Consider the following 16,390-nt stretch of genomic DNA (forward strand, 5'->3'; position numbering starts at 1 on the left):
ACTTGGGTATATACCTATGCTTTGCCCCATTTGGCAAAGCATTAATAAACTAACGTGTTTCAGAACGCAGTTATGTTTGTTCATAGTGAATACATCATAGGCTGCTGAAAGGGGATTAAAATATGGCGGATGTGACGGTTAAACAATTAGCTCAAGTCGTTGGTATTCCGGTTGAACGCTTATTGAACCAGTTACAGGAAGCAGGATTATCTTTTACTGATGATCAACAGACTGTGAATGAGGAACAAAAGCGTATCTTACTTAATCATTTAAAGAGTAGTTCTGTGCGTGATGCACATGTAGCACCAGAACGTATTACTCTAAGACGTAAAAGTACGTCCCAAGTTACTGTTGGCCATGACACACATAGTGGTAAAACAGTTCATGTTGAAGTTCGCAAGAAAAAGGTTTTTGTTAAACGAAGTACCCTCGTTGATCAACCCGAAACTGAAGAGCCAATTGAAATTGCCCACACTGATGAATCAGTCCCTAGCGAAGCAATTACAGAAGCATCTATTGTTGAATCGGCACCTGAAGTTGTGCAGACTGAACCAGAAATTCCCGAAGAAGTTGCAGCAGAGACTACTGTTATTGAAGAAGCGCCTCCAGCTGAAGAAGAGGTTACTGAAGAGCCTGTAGCTGCATTTGATGACGAATTAGATGCTCCTTCTGAGTTGGAAAAAATTGCCGAAGTAGTAATAAAAGAAGAAGCTAAAGCCGATAAACCAGTTAAAAAGAAACATTCAGAATCAACAAGCACTGATTCAGAATCCTCTGATTACAAAAAAGGGAAGAAAAAACCAAAATATCAAGCTTCTTATGACCGCGGTGGTGATGATGAAGAAGACTCACACCGACGTGGCGGACGCAGCAAATTTAAAAAACGTAAAGGTTCTGAAAAATCAGATAAATACCGTGAAGCGGAAGAAACCTTAACTCATGGTTTTGCATTACCAACAGCACCTGTAGTGCGCGAAGTGCTAATTCCTGAGACAATTACTGTTGCAGAGCTGGCAAAGAGAATGTCAGTTAAAGCGGCAGAAGTTATTAAAATCATGATGTCTTTAGGCGCTATGGCAACCATTAACCAAGTTATTGACCAAGAAACGGCAGTGATCGTGGTTGAAGAAATGGGGCATAAAGCGCGCATAATCAACGAAGATGCGATTGAAGTTGGTTTAGGTGAGGCCATTACTAAAGGTAGCCATACCGAAGGGCGTGCACCGGTAGTAACGATTATGGGGCACGTAGACCATGGTAAAACTTCTTTACTTGACTACATTCGCCGTACTAAAGTTGCTTCTGGCGAAGCCGGTGGTATTACTCAGCACATTGGTGCATATCACGTAAGTACACCGAAAGGCGATATTACTTTCTTGGATACCCCAGGTCACGCGGCATTTACGGCAATGCGTGCTCGTGGTGCGCAAGTTACGGATATCGTTGTATTGATTGTTGCTGCAGATGATGGCGTTAAGCCTCAGACTGTTGAGGCAATCCAACATGCTAAAGCTGCTAAAGTGCCAATTATCGTTGCCGTTAATAAAATTGATAAACCAGGTGCCGATCCTGATCGCGTCATGAATGAATTATCTGTTCATGAAGTCATTCCAGAGGCTTGGGGTGGCGATACCATGTTTATAAATATCTCGGCGAAGGCAGGTACAGGTATCGATTCACTACTTGATGCCATTCTATTGCAATCAGAAGTATTAGAGCTCACAGCGTTAACTGATGGTGCGGCTAAAGGTGTAGTTATCGAGTCACGCTTAGATAAAGGCCGTGGCCCAGTTGCAACAGTCCTAGTGCAAAGTGGAACCTTACATAAGGGTGATATCATCCTTGCTGGTTTCCAATATGGCCGTGTGCGTGCATTGGTTGGTGATAACGGAGATATGGTTAATAGTGCTGGTCCCTCAATTCCAGTGGAAGTATTGGGTCTATCTGCGATCCCTCATGCAGGGGACGAGGCTGTAGTGGTCCCTGATGAGAAGAAAGCACGTGAAGTAGCTTTATTCCGTCAAGGTAAATTCCGCGATGTGAAGCTTGCGCGACGTCAAAAGTCTACTCTTGAAGGCATCATGGAAAACATGACTGCTGCTGAGTCTAAAGTATTAAATATTGTACTTAAGGCTGACGTACAAGGTTCTGTGGAAGCTATTTCCGATGCCTTGGTTAAATTATCGAATGATGAAGTTAAAGTAGTCGTTATTTCGAACGGTGTAGGTGGTATTACTGAATCGGATGTACATTTGGCAATCGCATCAAATGCTTTATTGATTGGCTTTAATGTTCGCGCTGATGCTACAGCGAAACGTTTGGCTGAACAAGAATCCATCTCTCTTCATTACTATAGTGTTATCTATGATATTGTGGATCAAATTAAAGGTGCCTTAACCGGAATGTTGGCCCCACAGTTTAAAGAAGAAATCATTGGTATTGCTGAAGTTCGCGATGTATTCAAATCACCGAAAATTGGCGCTATTGCAGGTTGTATGGTGGTTGAAGGTGTGATTAAGCGTAATAACCCGATTCGTGTACTTCGTGCCAACGTAGTAATTTACGAAGGAACTTTAGAGTCATTAAGACGCTTTAAAGATGACGTATTAGAGGTTCGTCAAGGGTTTGAGTGCGGTATTGGCGTTAAGAACTATAATGACGTGAAACCAGGCGACCTTATTGAAGTGTATGAAACTGTTGAAATTAAGCGTGATTTATAATTATGGGGCAAAATTTTAAACGTACAGATCGGGTTGCTGAAATGATTCAGCGGAAATTAGCTCAGATCATTCCTTTAGAGGTTAAAGATCCACGCTTAAATGGTATTGTGACTATTTCTGCAGTAAAGGTTGCTGCAGATTTAGCACATGCAAAGGTTTATTTTACCGTATTGAATAATGATAAAAAGCTCGTTGAAAGCATTCTCAATGCTGCGGCAAGTTATCTGCGAAGTGCGTTAGCACGTAGTATTACGCTGCGCACAGTACCGCAATTGCATTTTGTTTATGATGAGTCAATAGAATATGGACAACGCCTAAGCCGTCTAATTGATGAAGCAAATCCTCCTTCCAATGATGACCATGAAGAAGACTGAGTTTACTCCAGGAATCAATGGAATTTTGTTACTTAATAAGTCAGGAGGAATGTCATCCAATAAAGCCTTGCAAAAAGCAAAGCATTTATTAGGAGCAAAAAAAGCGGGACATACAGGCAGCCTAGATCCCTTGGCAACTGGCATGTTACCCTTATGCTTTGGAGAGGCGACAAAGGTTTGCCAATTTCTGCTTGATGCAGATAAATGTTATGAAACAACGGCGATGCTCGGGGTTAAAACAGATACCTCTGATTCAACGGGACGAGTTATTGCGTATACCGAGATGTGTAGCGTGTCGCAAGCACAGCTTACAACTGTATTAAAGCGTTACATAGGACATTTAAAGCAGACCCCTTCAATGTACTCGGCTTTAAAACATCAGGGCAGACCTTTATATCGTTTAGCTCGTGAAGGGATTGAGGTTGAGCGCAAACAGCGCGCGATTTTTATTAGTCATTTGCAATTGGACGCTTTTGATGGAGCGCAGTTTTCATTGACAGTTAACTGCAGCAAAGGAACCTATATTCGCAATTTAGTTGAAGATATAGGTGATGCGTTAGGGGTTGGTGCACATGTAACACGCCTGCATCGCCTTTATACATCAGGTCTCAATGAGTTGCCGATGTATACCTTAGATGAGTTGGAGCAGATGTCCTTAGACGAGCGAATGGCTTGCCTTATTCCACTCGATAAAGCGGTAGATTATTTAAAGCAAGTAATGCTTTCAGAAGATGAAATTTTAGCTATCCGGCAAGGTCGGGTATTAAGTAAACAATTAGATGTAGGTGGGGTAAATTGTGTTCGTCTTTATGATGAACAATCACAATTTATTGGTTTAGGTGAGTTAAATGCTGAAGGTGAGCTGAGAGCGAAAAGATTGTTGGCTTTTTAACTTGATTGCAAGAATTCATGCCTAAGTATGATTTTTTTTGCACAAAATAATTTACAACACTTGTTTCGTTTGGTATGCCTTGGTAGAATGTTCGCCTTTGAATGAATATTTAGTAGTTCCAGGAGTGTATAATGTCGCTAAACAGCGCGGATAAAGCAGCAATCGTTAATGAATTCAAACGTGCCGATAAAGATACCGGTTCGCCAGAAGTTCAAGTTTCTTTAATTACAAGTCGCATCAAGTATTTGACTGAACACTTTAAAGAACATAAAAAAGATTTCCATTCACGTCGTGGATTACAAGCATTGGTAAACAAACGTCGTAAGTTATTGAAGTATCTAAAAAGTAACGACCAAGGTCGTTATCAAACATTGATTCAAAAATTAGAATTAAGAGATTCTTATTGATTATTGAATCAAAGCACCTTGCTCAAGGTGTGTTTAATCAGAACAGTTAGTAATTAAAGGCGCATACTTCTGCGCCTTTTTTTCGTTACAATTATTAAAGAGGAACATTCCGTGGCTAAAATTAGAAAAGAGATAGCATTTGGTGACCATACCCTAGTCCTTGAAACCGGTGAAATTGCGCGCCAAGCTGACGGTGCTGTATTAGTCAGCATGAATGGCACTCAAGTTTTAGTTACCGCGGTAGGTAAAAAAGATGGCGGTGAAGGAAATGGATTTTTTCCTCTTACCGTAAATTATCAAGAAAAATTTTATGCCGTAGGAAAAATTCCTGGTGGTTTTAACAAGCGCGAAGGCAGACCAAGCGATAATGAGACCTTAATTTCTCGCCTAATTGATAGACCAATTCGCCCATTATTCCCCGATGCCTTTACCAATGAGGTACAAATAATCGCTACGGTTCTTTCTTTAAATCCAGAAGTTTCATCAGATATTTTAGCAATGATTGGCGCTTCAGCTGCGTTAGCTATTTCCGGTGTACCATTTAATGGTCCGATTGGAGCGGCGCGTGTTGGTTACAAAGATGGAGTTTACCTGCTAAATCCTAGCCGTAAAGCCCTAGAAGAGTCTCAATTAGATTTAGTAGTTGCCGGAACTAAAGATGCAATCCTAATGGTAGAGTCTGAAGCAAAAGAGTTGAGTGAAGATATCATGCGTGGCGCAATTATGTTTGGCCATGAAATGATGAAAGGCGTAATTAAGGCAATTGAAGAGTTAGCTCAAGAGGCGGGCAAACCACGTTGGGATTGGACTGCCCCAGAAGTGGATACTAATCTACTGGCTCGTGTTAGCGAAATCGCGAAAAACGAGGTAGAGGCGGCTTACCTGATTAAAGATAAACAAGCACGTTATGCTCGTTTAGATGAATTAAAAGAACAAACCATCAATGCATTATTGGCTGAAAATGAAGAGTTAAATGCAGATGTTATTGGCAACATGTTTGTTGATTTAGAGCGCGCAACAGTACGTAACCGTATTTTAGATGGTGAGCCTCGTATTGATGGTCGTGACCAAAAAACGGTGCGTCCTATTGCCATTCGTACCAAGTTCCTGGAACGAACCCATGGTTCTGCATTGTTCACCCGGGGTGAGACGCAGGCGATTGTGGTAGCTACTTTAGGCAATGAGCGTGATGCCCAGATACTCGATGGTATTAATGGTGAATCTAAAGATCGCTTTATGCTGCACTATAACTTCCCTCCTTACTCTGTTGGCGAAACAGGCATGGTGGGTAGTCCGAAGCGTCGTGAAATTGGACATGGCCGTTTAGCAAAACGCGCTTTAATGGCTGTACTGCCAGCAGCAAACGAATTCCCTTACGTTTTACGAGTAGTATCTGAAATTACCGAGTCTAACGGTTCAAGCTCAATGGCTACAGTTTGCGGTACCAGTTTAGCATTAATGGACGCCGGCGTTCCTTTAAAGGCGCCTGTTGCCGGTGTTGCGATGGGCTTAATTAAAGAGGGTGATCGTTTCGCGGTGTTAACGGATATCCTAGGTGATGAGGATCACTTAGGTGATATGGATTTCAAAGTTGCGGGTACAGAACAGGGTATCACTGCATTACAAATGGATATCAAAATTACTGGTATCACTAATGAAATCATGGAGCAAGCTCTTGAGCAAGCTTTAGCTGGGCGTATCCATATTTTAGGTGTCATGAATAATGCCCTAGCTGAACATCGTGAAGAGTTATCTCAGCATGCTCCACGAATCACTACGATGAAAGTCGCGGAAGATAAAATCCGTACTATTATTGGTAAAGGTGGTGCAACTATTAAAGGCTTAATTGATAGTACTGGCGTTTCTATTGATATCGACGATACTGGATTAGTACAATTATTCTCTCCTGACATGCTGGCTTTAGAAGAAGCCCAAAAACAAATTAAAGCATTGATTGCAGAAATTGAGGTTGGTGAAACCTATCATGGTAAAGTCAGCAAGATTGTTGATTTTGGCGCCTTCATTAATCTGTTACCTGGAAAAGATGGCTTACTGCACATTTCCCAAATTTGTGCTGACAGAGCGCAAAAGGTTGAGGATGTATTGCAGGAAGGTCAAGAAATCTCTGTATTTGTTGCGGGTATTGATAAGCAAGGCCGAGTTAAGTTAGAGTGGAAAGATAAGCCTCAGGCCCCTGAAGCCCAAGCTGCTGCACCTGTTGCAGAAGAAAACGCTGAAGTAGCTAATTTAGGTGCTGATGAGTCTGAAGAAGAATAATCTTTATTATTATTCAAAAAATTTGAAACCCGTATTGGCGAATTTTCTGATACGGGTTTTTTTATGACAAAAATAAGGTAAGTATTACGCTGAACAGGATTTTTAATTAAATGAGATATCGCCGTCATTGCGCGTGTAGCGAGCGACCTAGAGTTCGGTACTTCGAACTCCTCGTCACTACGCTCCTCGCAATGACGAGATTCACATGTATCTGTAGAGGGTTACAAATGAGTATTACAAGGAGGGTAAATACGTCTGATCTTAATTCGTTTTATGGATTAATTTTAAGAACTCTGCGCGGCTAGTGGCATTATTACGCATTTCACCGAGCATCACCGAGGTGGCCATTACCGAGTTTTGCTTTTCAACTCCGCGCATCATCATGCACAGATGCTTAGCTTCTATAACAACAGCAACTCCCAGGGCCCCAGTAATTGATTCAATACAGTGCGCTATTTCAGAAGTTAAGCGTTCTTGAATTTGCAGGCGACGAGCAAAAAAATCAACGACACGCGCAATTTTTGATAGGCCAATCACTTTTCCATTAGGGATATAGCCAACATGGCATTTGCCCAAAAATGGCAACAGATGATGCTCACACATCGAATACAACTCAATATCTTTAACGATAACCATTTCACTCATTTCAGAGTCAAAGAGCGCGCCATTAATAATCTCATCAAGATCCTCATGGTAGCCTTTAGTTAAATAGCGCATCGCATTTGCAGCACGTTCTGGAGTATCAACCAATCCTTCGCGAGTAATATCTTCTCCTAATTCCGTTAATAGCTGTTCATAAAGTTCTTTCATAATAAAAATTCCTAACCTGGAGGCCAAGTCATGCGTCGACCACCCAGTAAATGTAAATGAATATGGAAAACAGTCTGACCGCCATTGGGATTAACATTAAAAACTAATCGATAACCTGAATCGCTGAATCCTTCAGTCTGAGCAAGTTGTTTTGCTCTTAAAATTATTCGTCCCAAGAGGGCTTGGTCTTCATCAGCAGCATCATTAATTGTAGAAATATGCTGCTTAGGTATAATTAATAAATGGGTTGGTGCTTGTGGGTTAAGATCACGAAAAGCCATAAGCTCATCATCTTCAAAAACTACTGTAGCAGGAATTGCACCTTCAGCAATTTTGCAAAACAAGCAATCCATAAGCAATCCTAATAATTAATTGAAAATACTATTATACATTTCTCCCACATATTCTGACAGCTTCTCTTTGCCTTTTGATGCGATTTTTCGCATAATAGCCCTCTTTATTTCGATAGAAATTTGTATTTCTAAGCCATACTCATATAAAGCGATGGCGAGTAACTATATTAATTCCAATAGGGGACATAAATGGGTTTAAAGAAAGTTAGCAGTGGGCGTGATATCCCAAATGAAATTAACGTAATTATTGAAATTCCCATGAACAGTGGACCAGTTAAATATGAGGTTAATAAAGACTCTGGTGTATTGTTTGTGGATCGTTTTTTATCCACGCCAATGTTTTATCCTGCTAACTATGGCTATATTCCCAATACTTTATCTGAAGATGGTGACCCAGTAGACGTATTAGTTATTACTCCGGTTCCTCTAATTAACGGCTCCGTTATTCCTTGCCGTGTTGTTGGGGTATTAAAAATGACTGATGAATCAGGTGTTGATGCTAAGTTATTAGCTGTTCCTACTAACAAGCTCACTAAAATTTATGAATCAGTAGAATCATATAAAGACTTACCTGAATATTTATTAAACTCTATAAAACACTTTTTTAGTCATTACAAGGACTTGGAAGAGGGCAAATGGGTGAAAGTTGATGGCTGGGAAGGTCCAGATGCTGCTTTAGCAGAAATTGTCGCAAGTGTTGAGCGTTTTAAAGGCTAGCAGTGAAGACATGTAGCCCGTATTACGCTACGCGAATATGGGCTACGGCTCCTAATCCAACAGTAAAATCATACTGCTCGCTTTCTTCTGTTCCATATGATACCTTATTTTCTCGCATGCAAAGCTTAAAGGATATTTGGTGGCCCTCCATCTCTCTACGTTGTTTGCTATAGTAATTTTTCTAATTGTTTTAGCTGCTTTTTTCTCTGCCACAGAAATTGGTATGATGTCTTTGAATCGTTACAAGCTAAAACATTTGGTTAAGAAAAATGACGTCCAAGCAATACGAGTTAATAAAATTCTTGCACGTCCAGACTTACTTCTTAGTGTAGTGTTAATCGGCAATACGGTAGCTAATATTGTTGCCTCCATGATTGCAACTTTAATTGGTCAGCGTTTATATGGTGATTTAGGCGTGGCAATTGCCACTGTACTTTTAACTTTGATCATCATGGTATTTGCGGAAATGATTCCCAAAACCTTTGCCGCAATTTATCCACAACAAGTAGCGTTTGCTTCCTCATTGCCACTAAAGATAATTCAAAAGCTTTTTTCTCCATTAGTGTGGACCTGTAGTTTTATATCGAATAGCATTTTGCGTTTATTTCATGTTTCTTTGGATCGCGCACAAAAAGAAGCCCTAACTGGCGAAGAATTACGCTCGGTGGTTCATGAGGCTGGAGGCTTGTTGCCTGTTGAACATAAAAGTATGTTAATTAGCTTGCTGGATTTGGAAACCGCGACTGTTGAAGACATCATGATCCCCAAAGCTGAGATTGTAGGAATTGATTTAGAACAGCCATGGACTCAATTGTTAGAGCAATTAGAAACGGCACAACATACGCGTTTGCCTCTGTATCGTGACACTATTGATAATTTAGTGGGTATGATTCATGTGCGTGATGTCTTAAATTTAGCTTTAGAAGATAAATTAAATTTAAATAGCTTATTGAGTACGGCAGATACACCTTATTTTATTCCTGAAGGTACGCCACTTAATGTTCAGCTTCTTAATTTTAGAAAAGTGAAACGAAGAAGTTCATTTGTGGTCGATGAATATGGCAATATTTTAGGCCTAGCAACTATGGAAGATATTCTTGAAGAAATCGTGGGTGAATTTACCACAGACATTGCTGCCTTAAGTCGGGATATTATGCCGCAGAGTGATAATTCCGTAATTATTGATGCCAGTTTAACGCTGCGTCATTTGAATCGTTTAATGAGCTGGCAACTACCCATGATTGGACCTAAAACCTTAAGTGGCTTAATTATTGAGTACCTAGGCTATATTCCCCCAGCAGATTCCTGTTTAACCATTGATAATTATCGCATTGAAATTTTAAAGGTTAGTGATAATACTATTAAAAGCGTCAAAATGTTTAAGCTGAGCAAAAAGCGAAAATAGGTTATTAATTCTATTCTTTGCTGCTACCAACCTCCGCAGTAAACATATAACCACCATTACGAATCGTTTTAATTAAGATAGGCTTTTTTGCATCAACTTCGATTTTTTGCCTTAGGCGACTTATTTGCACATCAATGCGGCGATCGAAGGGGTTTAGATCACTATTCTTGGTGGTTTGTAATAATTGTTCCCGATCGAGTACTTGCAGTGGTTGTTGCACAAAAGCTAGCAGTAAATCATACTCTCCCGCACTTAGAGAGAGTTCAATATTATTTTCAATATTAAAAACACGCCGTGCTGCCGGATCCAGGCGCCAATTGCCAAATGTAAGAAACTCTTTTTCTGGTTCTGTTTGCTGTTGAATACGCGCTACGCGCCGGCTAATGGCGCTAACTCGAGCATGTAGCTCTCTCGGATAAATGGGCTTAATGATAAAGTCATCGGCTCCTGCTTCCAGCACTTTAATACAGGCATTTTCATCAGGATGATCATGAATAACTAATAAGGGTACAGGATAGCTTGTGTAAAATTGGTGCACTATTGATAGTTGGTCTTTTAAAATAGACCAGTGAATTAAAATAGCTACCGGTATTCCTTGTTCAATAGGAATTGCGTGCAAATTTTGTTGTTCTACTATCGCGATATTGAATTGAGCAAAGTAACTTTTAAGCTCGTCACTTACAGGGCTCTCATCAATAAACAGCAAATAGCTGGGTTTTGGCATTTAATTCTTCCTGGATTTTTAGCGGCAATCAAACAGATTTTGGCAAGATTACTGTCGACTTGCAATTATTTTCGATGCTATTGTAGGTATAAGAAAACGAGATTCAGCAGGGAGGCTATTTGAGGAGGCTGGATGACTCAAAAATTGAATTGGGAAATTACAGACGCGGATCGCGCTAAAGCGCGGGTTAAATATGAGTTAAGCCATTTAAAGTGCCGCTTACGCACCTATCTTAATCAACCAAAGCACTTAACTTACCATGCGGATAAAATTATTGACCTATGCCGCTCTATTGCCGCAACCTATTTAAATTATTTACGTTTATTTCAGGAGGATTTGATTTTTGATTCAGAACAGTTATCCATACTACCGTATCGTTTGGAGCACTTTGAATCCATTTTTAATTTAGAGCAAAGATTAGCTCAAAGTAACTCTTTAGAAGTAAGAAAGGAATTAATACTACAAATAGTGGCACTTTATCAGCAAGTGGTATCAATTGAATCCCTGCATTACTTGCAACAAATGGCTGAATATGCAACCCGGCTTAAGCAACTATTCGCTAAACGGCAACTGGATCGCTGGCTAGTAGGTATTGCTAATTTTTGGAGCCATCATGAAGCCACATCTCTTGAATTGGCAATGTGGTTTCATGAGTGGAGTAGGGCAGAACAAAAAGATGCCGTAGCTTTTTTTGCACAAGAGCAGTTTGTTGATTTAGTCAATGCGATTTTTTTCTATAAGTTATTCCCGGATAAATTATTTTCCTACACGGTTCATCCTGAAAAGCTGATTTCAGTTCGTGCCCGCTTAGCTGTTTTACATGCTGCAATAGAGTTAATCCAACAACAGCTTTATAGTGCCGCATTACAAAATGGTTTAATACCTGAGGTGGATTATTTATTGCATGGCAATGAATTGCCTCAAGGAATCATGATTGAGGTAAACGATAGCTTTAAATCAATGATATGGACTGCCGTCAAGCAATTGAGGATAACCATGTCACCACAGTATCAGCAGCAGCTCACAGTCGAGCTTTTGCGTGATTTAGGCCGAGCGTATAAGTTTTGGTTTAATCCCAACCGTTTAATTGATACGGTTATGATTTTACGCCAAACGCTTTTTGCTGAACAAGGCGACATCGATGCATTTCAGTTGCGCATGGTGCTTTTATTCGCCCAATTGCCTACAACGGAATGCTTAGACCTCTATGGTTATTTTGCAAATAATGATACATGTCATTTGCTCCATACTTTTTTCATTCTTCTTCAAGGAGCTTTTTTTGATTGGTTACCCCAGTTAAACGATGAAGGTAAGAGCGTGCTTCAAGATGTATTTGATACTTTGTTAGCCGTAATGCAGGCACTACGCGATGAGTTAAAAAACCGTCATGTGCTTACAGAGGCGTATTATTATAAATTGGAACGCCCCTATCCCCCAATTACCCCCCGTAATCGTGATGCCGTACTACGTGTTATTACAATTTACGCGCAAAAAAAACCGCTCAACCATGATACGGTTGAACAACTGTTTCGATTTGTAGAGGAAAATTAGAAAGTGTTACCTGGTTGGCTGCAACCAGGACTTTCTGAAGCGCTGTAGTACGGTGGTAAAGAAAAATTATAAACCAAGCAACAGCTACCCAATTTAAGGTTTTCCTTTTAGGAGTTTCATTGCAAAGGAATAAACGATTTTCATAACTAATGCTCCCAGCTTTCTTTGCCTGCCCGATTTGGTTAACGGGATACCAATCTTTCGAGAGATTTTTGCTTTAAGCGCGGAAATACCAACAAACCGTTTCCATGAAAATCCACCACGATTCATAAACTTATTACTCCTATTGATTATTACAATATCCATTTCCTGGATATTTTTTCGCCCAAGCGAATCCGGTGAAGCCCTGTATGCGTTTTACGAATATCATCCGGAGGGCTTTACTCTGTTCACTATGAGGGCTTTTATTCTAGATAAATCTACTTAACATCCTTCTCATGTAAGGCTGGATCTGAAGAAGGACTATTGAGATGCCAGTTATAAACATAACTGTCTATGGTATTTATGTGTTTTAACTGGCTTTGTAATGGCTCTTTAGCAAACTGCAATAAATGTGTGATCACATCTTGTTTTGTACCGCCAAAATCTTCTTCATACCAATCATAGAGTTTTGAAATAATTAGCCTTCCCTCAATAACGCTAACACCTCTTAGGGAGTTTACGTAGGTGAATGCAGCTTTATTTAATTGTTCTTCCAGATTGTAGCCATGATAGGCATTTTTATTTAAATTAGGCGCCCCAATACTGGCGTTATTTAACGCATAGTGTGTTCGAGGATCATTCCATATGGGACGTATAATACGATTGTTAATATCATCCAGAGAAAGCGTTGTCTTTTTTATCGTAATTAAATTAGCTCCCCAAGGGCCAACACTAAATAAGCCCGGAGAAATATTAATTTCCTGAATTGTTGAGATTGGATAATAATTGGCGATGGTTTGCACCGTAAGCGCATTATAGACATTAATCCAATAGGCCAACTGCTCTGCTCGATTGTAGTTGTCGATATTAATTTGAGCCATATCTCTCAGGTAGTCTTTTAGTAAATTCAGATCAGTCTGTGAGAAATGAGCATAATCAACCAAATTAATATTTTCGGGACTAGTAATTACTCGGCGATTTAAAAACTCTTGCCATAGTTGGTGAGAAATAATTTCCTTAGATAAGGGATTATTCACTTCCCATTGAGGCCATAAGCTTTTATAAAAAGAAGCATGGGCTAGCCCTGTTAAGACTAATAATAGCAGGACAAAAAATTGATTACGTACTATGGTTTTAAACATTAATTAGTGCTCTATTGCGAAGAGCATTTCCAATGGTATTACCATCTAAAAACTCTAACTCACCCCCAGATGGTATGCCGTGGGCTAACTGAGTAATATGGACTGGCTGTTCACGTAGGAGTTGATGAATAAAATGAATTGTGGTTTGTCCTTCCACACTTGGGCTTAAAGCCAGGATTACTTCTTTAATTCCTTCCTCAAGAATTAGATTCTTAAGCTTAGGCAATCCTATATCATCAGGGCCTAATCCATCGAGTGGAGATATTTTACCCATAAGGACAAAATATTTACCTTGGAATGAATTGCTCTGTTCAATTGCTGATACATCGGCTGGGCTTTCTACAACACAAAGCAAAGATGAGTCACGATTGGGGTTTTCACACAATGTGCACAAGCTTTGTTCTGTGTAATTCATACAGCGCTGGCAATGCTTGATTTGCGTCATTGCCTGCTCCAAACAAGAGGCGAGGTTTAAACCTCGCTGTCTTTGATGTTGGAGCAAGTGAAACACCATGCGCTGTGCTGATTTTGGTCCTACCCCGGGAAGGCATCGTAGCGCTTCGACCAGGCGGTTTAACATATCCATTATTAGGATTATTCCTTTTCGCCACCCATTAAATCAGTCGGAATATTTAATCCAGCAGTTAATTGACTGATTTTTTCTTTAGATGCTTTTTCAATTTTACGTACCGCATCATTAATTGCTGCAGCAACTAAATCTTCTAACATTTCTGGCTCTTCTTCCAACATGGTTGGTTTGATTTTAACTGCAACTGCGTCATGGCGACCATTCATTTGAATTGTAACCATGCCACCACCTGCTTCGCCAGTAACAACTAATTGGCTTAATTGTTGTTGCGCTTCTTGCATACGCTGTTGCATTTTTTGCGCTTCTTTCATTAGGTTACTAAGATTTTGATTCATATCCATTATTAACGCCTCTTTTGTTAGGGTTGGGTACGCATCTCAAGCTAAGTTAAGGACTAAACAGATTTTAGCTTGAGAAGCTTAAACGTATTATATTATAAGTCATCTTTTAGTGGCACAATAGAATTTTTGACCAATTCTGCTGAAAAATCTTGCTGCAACTGTTGGAACATTGGATCATTTTGCAAAGCAAGCTCTGCATTTTGTTGTTTTTGCTGCGTTGCCTGCTCTTTTTGTTGAGCAGGTGATGCTTGGACCGATTGCTCACTATTTAGCGCCACTTTTATCGCAGTTTGATAATAGTTTCCAAGGGCGCTTTCAACTCGTGCCAATACGGTTGGGGTAAATAAAGATTGATGTCCACGAGCAACACGTAAGACTAGATCCCGTCCGTCTCTAGAAACAAGTTCAGCATTCTCTACTGCAGTAAGTGCTAAGCCGGTTAATTTCAGTTGCGGGATAATGTCAGCCCAACTTTGTTGTTCTTGTGGTATGGGGGTTGAGAGCAATTTTTCCGGCATTTGCGGGCTAGGGTGATTCTCTTGCCCATCAGCGACCTCAGGGATTACCACAGTATAGGGCTCTATCAAGGAAGTCGCTGCGATTGCAGAGTCCACTGGGTCCTGGCTTGATGCTGTAGGTATTATTGCTGCTGCAGGCATTGGAGTTAACTTGTGCTCTTGATTTGTGCTTATCTTCGTTTCAGGAACTGTTTCAATATTTTGCGCTGTTGCTTGGGTGTGTGTTTGTGTACAGGCAACCGTGGCTGGCTTTGGTGCTGGTCTAAAGGTTAGCATCCGCAATAAGGTCATGCTAAAGCCTATGGCTAAAGTCGGAGCTAAATGAATTTCTTCTCGTCCCTTTAAGCTAATTTGATAAAATAATTGCACATCCTCTGCAGAAACTATAGCACTTAGGTTTTTTATTTCAGGAGAAGGGCTGATTAAGGCATTATGATCACCAATGGCTTGATAGACTGCCATTTGATGTAAATAATTAAGCAATTCATCAAGGACATACTGAAAATGTCCTCCTTCATTTGCAATGCTTTGACTAAGCGTTAGTATATTTGGCGCATCTTGATTTGCAAGTGCTTGTAGCAATTGTAACGCATAATCCTGTTGGGTATAGCCCAGGATCATTTTTACATCAGTTGTTGTTAGTTGATTATCACAACTGGTAATGGCTTGATCTAATAAACTGAGCGCATCGCGCATACTTCCACGCGCAGCGTGGGCCAAAATATTTAATGCTTGGGGCTCAAAAGCTAATTGCTCATCTTTAAGTATTAATTGTAAATGTTGACTAATTAGCTCGGGTGCCAAATGTTTCAGATTAAATTGCAAGCATCGCGATAAAACGGTAACCGGTAATTTTTGCGGATCAGTTGTTGCTAAAATAAACTTCACATGAGCAGGTGGTTCTTCTAATGTTTTTAGAAGCGCATTAAAGCTATGTTGTGAAAGCATGTGTACTTCATCGATTAGATAAATTTTAAAACGGCCAGTGGCAGGTGCATATTGCACATTATCTAATAAATCCCGTGTATCTTCGACACGTGTTTTGGATGCACCATCAATCTCAATAAGGTCAATAAATCGACCTTGTTCAATGGAAATACACGTGTTGCATTGCAGGCAGGGTTCAGAACTAATTCCTGCTTCACAATTAAGTGATTTGGCTAATATACGAGCGACACTTGTTTTCCCTACACCACGGGTTCCAGTAAAAAGATAAGCATGATGCAAGCGTTGTTGATTCAGCGCATTAATAAGAGCCTTATTAATATGTTCTTGGCCAACAAGTTGTGAGAATGTTCGTGGTCGCCATTTACGGGCAAGTGCTAGATAGCTCATATATGGTTTATAAGTTGGGCGGCAGCTCTAAGAGCCACACCTCGGCGCTCGAATCAATTGCTACCGCTGCTCCCTTCCGGGCCTGACGGGGTTC

At 40.2% G+C, this 16,390-nt stretch carries 16 protein-coding genes and 1 other RNA gene (1 of these 17 only partly in view); 8 read left to right on the forward strand and 9 right to left on the reverse strand.

Features of this window, described 5'->3' with window-relative positions; all coding sequences use genetic code 11:
• The first annotated feature begins 122 nt into the window (after nt 1–122).
• The 5 genes from infB to pnp all read left to right on the forward strand — a co-directional run bounded on the left by infB (nt 123) and on the right by pnp (nt 6,670).
• Nucleotides 123–2,720, forward strand: a complete 2,598-nt coding sequence (gene infB / locus BN3124_RS09015; RefSeq protein WP_058534465.1) for a translation initiation factor IF-2 — start codon at nt 123–125, stop codon at nt 2,718–2,720.
• Between the two features lie 2 nt (nt 2,721–2,722).
• Nucleotides 2,723–3,094, forward strand: a complete 372-nt coding sequence (gene rbfA / locus BN3124_RS09020) for a 30S ribosome-binding factor RbfA (RefSeq protein WP_058534466.1) — start codon at nt 2,723–2,725, stop codon at nt 3,092–3,094.
• Entirely contained in the window at nt 3,081–3,986 is a 906-nt protein-coding gene (gene truB / locus BN3124_RS09025; RefSeq protein WP_058534467.1) for a tRNA pseudouridine(55) synthase TruB, read from the forward strand. Before rbfA ends, truB begins: the two co-directional genes overlap by 14 nt.
• A gap of 131 nt (nt 3,987–4,117) precedes the next feature.
• Nucleotides 4,118–4,393, forward strand: coding sequence for a 30S ribosomal protein S15 (rpsO, locus tag BN3124_RS09030; RefSeq protein WP_058534468.1), 276 nt, complete (start codon nt 4,118–4,120; stop codon nt 4,391–4,393).
• 111 nt (nt 4,394–4,504) lie between these two features.
• Nucleotides 4,505–6,670 (forward strand): polyribonucleotide nucleotidyltransferase, encoded by a 2,166-nt coding sequence (gene pnp, locus BN3124_RS09035; protein ID WP_058534469.1) that lies wholly within the window; start codon nt 4,505–4,507, stop codon nt 6,668–6,670.
• Between the two features lie 261 nt (nt 6,671–6,931).
• Here the strand turns inward: pnp and folE are convergent, their stop codons facing one another.
• Nucleotides 6,932–7,480, reverse strand: coding sequence for a GTP cyclohydrolase I FolE (folE, locus tag BN3124_RS09040; protein ID WP_058534470.1), 549 nt, complete (start codon nt 7,478–7,480; stop codon nt 6,932–6,934).
• Between the two features lie 11 nt (nt 7,481–7,491).
• Nucleotides 7,492–7,833, reverse strand: a complete 342-nt coding sequence (locus BN3124_RS09045) for a histidine triad nucleotide-binding protein (protein WP_058534471.1) — start codon at nt 7,831–7,833, stop codon at nt 7,492–7,494.
• A gap of 189 nt (nt 7,834–8,022) precedes the next feature.
• On the opposite strand from BN3124_RS09045, the gene ppa reads away from it, so the two are divergent.
• Together ppa and BN3124_RS09055 are read left to right on the forward strand one after the other, a co-directional pair.
• Complete coding sequence (ppa, locus tag BN3124_RS09050) at nt 8,023–8,550, forward strand: inorganic diphosphatase (RefSeq protein ID WP_058534472.1); 528 nt, start codon at nt 8,023–8,025, stop codon at nt 8,548–8,550.
• Between the two features lie 139 nt (nt 8,551–8,689).
• Nucleotides 8,690–9,955: an HlyC/CorC family transporter gene (locus tag BN3124_RS09055; protein WP_058534473.1), complete on the forward strand. Its 1,266-nt coding sequence runs from the start codon at nt 8,690–8,692 to the stop codon at nt 9,953–9,955.
• A gap of 10 nt (nt 9,956–9,965) precedes the next feature.
• Here BN3124_RS09055 and BN3124_RS09060 read toward each other — a convergent pair whose 3' ends face one another.
• Nucleotides 9,966–10,679 carry a winged helix-turn-helix domain-containing protein gene (locus tag BN3124_RS09060; protein WP_058534474.1) on the reverse strand — a complete coding sequence of 238 codons (714 nt, stop codon included), beginning with the start codon at nt 10,677–10,679 and terminating at the stop codon, nt 9,966–9,968.
• Nucleotides 10,680–10,811: 132 nt separating this feature from the next.
• Between BN3124_RS09060 and BN3124_RS09065 the strand changes: the two genes are divergently transcribed.
• Entirely contained in the window at nt 10,812–12,230 is a 1,419-nt protein-coding gene (locus BN3124_RS09065) for a hypothetical protein (RefSeq protein ID WP_058534475.1), read from the forward strand.
• A gap of 93 nt (nt 12,231–12,323) precedes the next feature.
• Here the strand turns inward: BN3124_RS09065 and BN3124_RS17190 are convergent, their stop codons facing one another.
• From BN3124_RS17190 to ffs, 6 genes are all read right to left on the reverse strand, one after another.
• Nucleotides 12,324–12,500: a hypothetical protein gene (locus BN3124_RS17190; protein WP_196398915.1), complete on the reverse strand. Its 177-nt coding sequence runs from the start codon at nt 12,498–12,500 to the stop codon at nt 12,324–12,326.
• 149 nt (nt 12,501–12,649) lie between these two features.
• Entirely contained in the window at nt 12,650–13,513 is an 864-nt protein-coding gene (locus tag BN3124_RS09070; RefSeq protein ID WP_058534476.1) for a DUF547 domain-containing protein, read from the reverse strand.
• Nucleotides 13,506–14,099 (reverse strand): recombination mediator RecR, encoded by a 594-nt coding sequence (gene recR, locus BN3124_RS09075; protein ID WP_058534477.1) that lies wholly within the window; start codon nt 14,097–14,099, stop codon nt 13,506–13,508. The genes BN3124_RS09070 and recR overlap by 8 nt, the downstream gene beginning before the upstream one ends.
• An 8-nt stretch (nt 14,100–14,107) precedes the next feature.
• Nucleotides 14,108–14,443, reverse strand: a complete 336-nt coding sequence (locus BN3124_RS09080) for a YbaB/EbfC family nucleoid-associated protein (protein WP_058534478.1) — start codon at nt 14,441–14,443, stop codon at nt 14,108–14,110.
• A gap of 92 nt (nt 14,444–14,535) precedes the next feature.
• Entirely contained in the window at nt 14,536–16,296 is a 1,761-nt protein-coding gene (dnaX, locus tag BN3124_RS09085) for a DNA polymerase III subunit gamma/tau (protein WP_058534479.1), read from the reverse strand.
• Nucleotides 16,297–16,321: 25 nt separating this feature from the next.
• An RNA gene (gene ffs / locus BN3124_RS16850) (signal recognition particle sRNA small type) lies at nt 16,322–16,390 on the reverse strand; it runs 28 nt beyond the window's last position.

The organism is Legionella saoudiensis (genome assembly GCF_001465875.1).
Lineage (GTDB): Bacteria > Pseudomonadota > Gammaproteobacteria > Legionellales > Legionellaceae > Legionella > Legionella saoudiensis.

Excerpts from the sequence above, each read along its gene's own strand:
- infB (WP_058534465.1), top strand. The coding sequence starts at position 123 with ATGGCGGATGTGACGGTTAAACAATTAGCTCAAGTCGTTGGTATTCCG.
- rbfA (WP_058534466.1), top strand. The coding sequence starts at position 2,723 with ATGGGGCAAAATTTTAAACGTACAGATCGGGTTGCTGAAATGATTCAG.
- truB (WP_058534467.1), top strand. The coding sequence starts at position 3,081 with ATGAAGAAGACTGAGTTTACTCCAGGAATCAATGGAATTTTGTTACTT.
- rpsO (WP_058534468.1), top strand. The coding sequence starts at position 4,118 with ATGTCGCTAAACAGCGCGGATAAAGCAGCAATCGTTAATGAATTCAAA.
- folE (WP_058534470.1), bottom strand. The coding sequence starts at position 7,480 with ATGAAAGAACTTTATGAACAGCTATTAACGGAATTAGGAGAAGATATT.
- BN3124_RS09045 (WP_058534471.1), bottom strand. The coding sequence starts at position 7,833 with ATGGATTGCTTGTTTTGCAAAATTGCTGAAGGTGCAATTCCTGCTACA.
- ppa (WP_058534472.1), top strand. The coding sequence starts at position 8,023 with ATGGGTTTAAAGAAAGTTAGCAGTGGGCGTGATATCCCAAATGAAATT.
- BN3124_RS09060 (WP_058534474.1), bottom strand. The coding sequence starts at position 10,679 with ATGCCAAAACCCAGCTATTTGCTGTTTATTGATGAGAGCCCTGTAAGT.
- BN3124_RS09065 (WP_058534475.1), top strand. The coding sequence starts at position 10,812 with ATGACTCAAAAATTGAATTGGGAAATTACAGACGCGGATCGCGCTAAA.
- BN3124_RS17190 (WP_196398915.1), bottom strand. The coding sequence starts at position 12,500 with ATGAATCGTGGTGGATTTTCATGGAAACGGTTTGTTGGTATTTCCGCG.
- BN3124_RS09070 (WP_058534476.1), bottom strand. The coding sequence starts at position 13,513 with ATGTTTAAAACCATAGTACGTAATCAATTTTTTGTCCTGCTATTATTA.
- recR (WP_058534477.1), bottom strand. The coding sequence starts at position 14,099 with ATGGATATGTTAAACCGCCTGGTCGAAGCGCTACGATGCCTTCCCGGG.
- BN3124_RS09080 (WP_058534478.1), bottom strand. The coding sequence starts at position 14,443 with ATGGATATGAATCAAAATCTTAGTAACCTAATGAAAGAAGCGCAAAAA.
- dnaX (WP_058534479.1), bottom strand. The coding sequence starts at position 16,296 with ATGAGCTATCTAGCACTTGCCCGTAAATGGCGACCACGAACATTCTCA.